Annotated in this window: 5 protein-coding genes and 1 pseudogene; all 6 read left to right on the top strand. The window is 65.4% G+C overall.

Going from position 1 to position 5,644, the window contains the following annotated elements; translation table 11 throughout:
- The coding region (locus tag AC07UK_RS38590; RefSeq protein ID WP_494688330.1) for a branched-chain amino acid ABC transporter permease at window positions 1-420 on the top strand (420 nt) is incomplete at its 5' end.
- Between the two features lie 328 nt (window positions 421-748).
- Complete coding sequence (locus tag AC07UK_RS38595) at window positions 749-1,285, top strand: hypothetical protein (protein WP_494688331.1); 537 nt, start codon at window positions 749-751, stop codon at window positions 1,283-1,285.
- Window positions 1,286-1,366: 81 nt separating this feature from the next.
- Window positions 1,367-2,128, top strand: coding sequence for a sulfite exporter TauE/SafE family protein (locus AC07UK_RS38600; RefSeq protein WP_114135830.1), 762 nt, complete (start codon window positions 1,367-1,369; stop codon window positions 2,126-2,128).
- Between the two features lie 445 nt (window positions 2,129-2,573).
- On the top strand, window positions 2,574-3,725 hold the full coding sequence (locus AC07UK_RS38605) for an ABC transporter substrate-binding protein (protein WP_436222955.1): 1,152 nt from the start codon (window positions 2,574-2,576) through the stop codon (window positions 3,723-3,725).
- A gap of 576 nt (window positions 3,726-4,301) precedes the next feature.
- On the top strand, window positions 4,302-5,354 hold the full coding sequence (locus tag AC07UK_RS38610; RefSeq protein WP_494688332.1) for a branched-chain amino acid ABC transporter permease: 1,053 nt from the start codon (window positions 4,302-4,304) through the stop codon (window positions 5,352-5,354).
- A 3-nt stretch (window positions 5,355-5,357) separates the two neighbouring features.
- Window positions 5,358-5,644: pseudogene (locus AC07UK_RS38615) on the top strand (metal-dependent hydrolase); the annotation flags it as partial.

Genomic DNA, 5,644 nt, shown 5'->3' on the forward strand with positions numbered 1-5,644 from the left:
CCGCGCGCGATCTCGCTGGGCTATGACGTCGACCGCTTCAAGCTGACCGCCTTCGTGCTGTCGGCGGCGCTGTCGGGGCTGGCCGGCTCGATCAAGGCGCTGGTGCTGGGCTTCGAGACGCTGACCGACGTGCACTGGTCGATGTCGGGCTCGGTCATCCTGATGACGCTGGTCGGCGGCCTGGGCACATTGTCGGGCCCGATTGTCGGTGCCTTCGTGGTGGTTGCGCTCGAGAACAAGCTGGGCGACATCGGCAACTTCCTGGCGTCGGTCACCGGCATCCCCTGGTTCGGCACGCTGGGCGAGTCGGTGACAATGGTGACCGGCGTGATCTTCGTGATCTGCGTGCTGACTTTCCGCCGTGGCATCATGGGTGAGCTGCTGGCGCGCTTCGGGGGCCACTCGGGCAAGCGGGAATAAACGCAGGAGTGACCGCGGGTCGACATGCCCGATTCTGGGGCTAGGGTTTTTTCTAGCTTGTCCTTGATGCACCGCTTCGTTACATTCCATATACGGTTTTCGCAGGTTAAATGGAGGCGGAAGCGAGGAGACGACAGGCGCGCACCCGGTGTCGGGTAGCAGCGTTATAAATAAAGGGCGTTGCCGGGTGATCCTCGGCAACGCTTTTTTCATTTGGGCTTCCAACCCCTCCTGTGGCGCTTTCGCCCCATCATGGGGCATCCAGGCCGCATCGGCGTCACCTGGCTATCCTCCACATGCGACAATGCGGGCGCTCTCATTGCCCGCCATGCCTGCCGCCCCTGATTCCCTCGACTCCCCAGCCGTTCCGGATCGTCCTGACGCACCCGTGCCGCAGGGCCTGGTACGCCTCGGGCTGGGTGCCGACGCAGCCATGCTGGAGGCCTGGCTGGATACGGTGCAGCCACTGCCGGTGCCCGCCGCCCGCGCGCGCCGGCTGATGCTGGACGTCCTGCTGGCCCAGTCCGGTCGCGGCATCTGCCTGCTGGTGGACGACGCGCAGGCTCCGCACGATCTGCTGGCGTGCCTGCCGGTGGCGCTGCTCCCGAGCCTGGAGCTTGCCGGCCTGGCCGCCTGCGGCATCGAATGGTGGGTACGGCCCGGGCTGGACAGCGGGACCCGCCGTGCCTGCCTTGAGGCCTGCTGCGCCACGCTGGCCGACTGGGGCCGCGCGCACGGAATCCGCCATGCGCTGCTGGCGCCGGGGCTGGTGGCAGGGCTAGGCGGCGCGCCGCCGGGCTTCAGCCCGCATGGCAACGGCATGTGGCACCGCAGCCTGGTGCCGGCGGCCAAGGTGCTGGGCTGAACCGCCGCCGCCCTGCAGCGCGCCGGTCAGTCCGCACCGATCTCCTCCGATCTTTCCCTTTTCGCTTCCCTGCTTCCTGCAATGACGGAATTCGCATTCCTGGCGGTTGCCGCCTTTCTCGCCGGCCTGATCGACGCGGTCGCCGGCGGCGGCGGCCTGGTACAGATCCCGGCAATGTTCTCGGCCTATCCCAATATCGCGCCGGCCACGCTGTTGGGCACCAACAAGATGGGCTCGATCGCGGGCACCGCCAACGCGGCGCTGCGCTACGGCCGCAGCGTGCGCATCTACTGGGGCGCGACCGCGCCCGCGGTGGTGGCGGCCCTTATCTTCTCGATGGCCGGTGCCTGGGCGCTGACCAAGATCCCGGCCGAGCCGCTGCGCAAGGCGCTGCCGTTCGTGCTGGTGGTGTTGCTGGTCTACACCGTGGCCAAGAAGGACCTGGGTACGGAACACGCGCCGACGCTGTCGGGGTCGCGCGAGCGCGTCGCGGCGCTGCTGGCCGGTGCCGCCATCGGCTTCTATGACGGCGTGTTCGGCCCGGGTACCGGCAGCTTCCTGATGATCGCGTTCGTGCGGGTGTTCGGCTATGACTTCCTGCACGCGGCGGCCTCGACCAAGGTGGTCAACCTTGCCACCAACCTGGCGGCATTGCTGTTGCTGGCCAGCAAGGGCCATATCTGGTGGCAACTGGGCCTGGTGATGGCAGTGGCCAACATCGCCGGCAGCCAGGTGGGCAGCAAGCTGGCCCTGCGCCACGGCAGCGCCTTCGTGCGCAAGGTGTTTATCGTGGTGGTGAGCGCGCTGATCCTGAAGACCGCCTGGGACGCGTTCCTGCGCTGACGGCAGGCGGCGCGCGCGATGCGGGTTAATCCTCCCTTTTCGCATCAGGTCGCTGTGCTAGACTCGATCCGCATTCCCGACCGAGCGGTCGGTGAATAGCCGGAGCGCGCCTATCCGGGGGAGTGGTGCGGACGGGGAAATTGGGGAGCGGCCTCGCGTCGTTCCTGGCTGTAGCGCAGGTGCCGGCGATGTGCCTGCGTCAGACCCGAGGGGTCGATCAAGGCCCACTGAACCGGATGGAATGCGCACCCGCTGGGCTGCGCCTCAAGGCCGTATGCGTCGTTGCAAATGCTCGCAATAGCCGTGCTATTGCTGCGCTTTGCGCCTAGCCTACGACCTTGCTGCGCAGCCCCTCGGGTGCGATTCATCCAGTTCAGTGGACCAGGGCATCCGCCGGTGGACGCCGGACGGATGCCTTTCCGTTTCAGGAACCGAAGGAGACAAGATGGATTTCAAGCGCGCCAGCCTGCTGGCAATCGCTGCGGCGAGCCTGGTTGCCGGTGCAGCCCAGGCACAGGTCAAGGTCGGGGTGACGGTGTCGGCCACGGGTCCGGCGGCATCGCTGGGTATTCCGGAGAAGAACACCTTCACGCTGATGCCCAAGGAAATCGCGGGCAAGAAGATCGAGTACATCGTGCTGGACGATGCCTCCGACACCACCACCGCGGTCAAGAACACCCGCAAGCTGATCAGCGAAGACAAGGTCGACGTGGTGGTGGGTTCCACCGTGACGCCGAACTCGCTGGCGATGGTGGACGTGGTGGCCGAGAACGAGACGCCGATGATCACCATGGCCGCCTCGGCCCGTATCATCGAGCCGATGGACGCCAAGCGCGCCTGGGTCTTCAAGACGCCGCAGAATGACTCGCACATGGCGACTGCCATTGCCGAGCACATGACCAACAACAACGTGAAGACGGTGGCCTTCATCGGATTCGCGGACGCCTATGGCGACAGCTGGGCGCAGGAATTTGCCAAGGTGGCGGAGCTGCGCAAGATCAAGGTGGTCGCCAACGAGCGCTTTGCCCGTACCGATACCTCGGTCACCGGCCAGGTGCTGAAGATGATGAGCGCCAACGCCGACGCCGTGCTGATCGCAGGCTCGGGTACGCCAGCGGCGCTGCCGGCCAAGACGCTCAAGGAGCGTGGCTACAAGGGCAAGATCTACCAGACCCATGGCGTGGCCAATGCTGACTTCCTGCGTGTGTGCGGCAAGGATTGCGAAGGCACCTTCCTGCCGGCCGGACCGCTGCTGGTGGCTGAGCAATTGCCCGACAGCAACCTGGTGAAGAAGCCGGCCATGTCCTACAAGACTGCTTACGAGAAGGCCTTCGGAGGCCAGGTCTCGACCTTTGGCGGTCATGCCTGGGATGCGGGGTTGATCCTGCAGCACGCCATCCCTGAGGCGTTGAAGAAGGGCCAGCCGGGCACCAAGGAATTCCGCAAGGCGCTGCGCGATGCGATGGAGCAGACCAAGAATCTGCCGGTTTCGCATGGGATTATGAACATGAGTACTACCGACCATCTGGGCTTTGATCAGCGGGCGCGGGTGATGGTGCAGATTGTTGATGGGAAGTGGAAGTTGCTGGCCAAGTGAGGGTGGGGGGCGTCGCTTATTGGCTTTTCGCCATGCGGTTGCTCGTTGTCCTTGGTGAGCGTGGCTGTTTCGCCGGCGTAGCCGGCGAGTCACTTTTTGTCCGAGCGACAAAAAGTAACCAAAAAACGCGTCGCCTATGCGGCTGGCAATCAATTCCACGGCGTTGGTAGTTCGCTCGGTGGTGCTTGCCATTTGGGCTTGGGTGCCCGTTCGACCCTGCTACGCCATGTGAGTGTGGGGCAGTGCCTGCGTTAACCCACTATTGAACGATCCCCATGCAGGGCGTAGGCCGCCTGCTGCAAACGGCATCGCGAGGACGCCTACGGCTGCTGCGCAGGCCCAAAATGCGCTGACGGTCATTGGGCGCTTGCGCGGAGCGCCACGCCTGCCAAGAGCGACAAGCAACCGCATAGCAACAATGCTAAACGCCCACGCCCCCATACCTACCTCTCCTTAGGGCTTGCCTGTATTTCCACATTAGGCAATCCGTTTACTATTGCGTAAATCCCGAAGCACACAGCACCCTGTCGGCCCCCCCTATGATGCAGGCAGGTATTTCCAAGAGACGGGGAGACAATGGACCTATCAATCGCCGCCATCCTGGCCCAGGACGGCATCACCTCGGGCGCGATCTACGCGCTGCTGGCACTGGCCCTGGTGCTGGTGTTCTCGGTGACCCGGGTCATCTTCATCCCGCAAGGGGAGTTTGTTGCCTACGGTGCGCTGACGCTGGCGGCGATGCAGGCCGGGCACGCGCCGCAGACGAGCTGGCTGCTGCTGTCGATGGGGGCGCTGACCTTCGTCTATGAAACCGTCACGGTGCTGCGCAGCGCTGAGTTGCGCCGAACGTTGGGCCAGCGGCTGGCGGTGCTGGCCGGCAAGTACCTGGTGTTCCCGCTCGCGGTGCACTGGCTGGCGCAGCAGTACGGCGCGCAGCCGCTGCCGATGCTGGCGCAGATCGCGCTGACGCTGCTGATCATCATCCCGCTGGGGCCGATGCTGTACCGGCTCGCCTACCAGCCGCTGGCCGAAGCCAGCACGCTGGTGCTGCTGATCGTCTCGGTCGGCGTGCACTTTGCGCTGGTGGGGCTGGGCCTGGTGATGTTCGGCGCGGAGGGCTCGCGCACCAATGCGTTCTCGGATGCGCGCTTCGACGTGGGGGCGCTCAGCATCTCGGGCCAGAGCCTGTGGATCGTGGGCGTGTCGGCGCTGCTGATCGGCGCGCTGTACTTCTATTTCGAGCGCACGCTGCAGGGCAAGGCGCTGCGCGCGACCGCGGTGAACCGGCTGGGCGCGCGCCTGGTCGGCATCGGCACCACGCAGGCGGGGCGCCTGTCGTTCACGCTGGCCGCGGCGATGGGTGCGCTGTGCGGCATCCTGATCGCACCGCTGACCACCGTGTACTACGAGTCGGGCTTCCTGGTGGGCTTGAAGGGCTTTGTCGGCGCCATCGTCGGCGGGCTGGTGAGCTACCCCGTGGCGGCGCTGGGTGCGCTGCTGGTGGGGCTGCTCGAATCCTATTCGTCCTTCTGGGCCAGCGCGTTCAAGGAGGTCATCGTCTTCACACTGATCATTCCGGTGCTGCTGTGGCGCTCGCTGACGAGCAAGCATGTCGAGGAGGAGGAATAAGCCATGACCATGCTGACCGACAAGCAGGCGGCGGTGACCAGTGCCGAGGCAGGCAGCCGTGCGCGGCTGAACCGCAACCGGGTCCTGGTGCTGGCTTTCATTGTGGTGCTGGTGTTGCTGCCGGCGCTGCCGACGCCGGAGTTCTGGATCACGCTGGGCAATTACATCGGCCTGTACAGCATCGTCGCGATCGGGCTGGTGCTGCTGACTGGGGTGGGTGGCATGACCTCGTTCGGGCAGGCCGCGTTCGTGGGGCTGGGCGCGTACAGCACTGCGTACCTGACCACGCA

The sequence above is a fragment of the Cupriavidus sp. GW821-FHT07C08 genome (assembly GCF_059419025.1).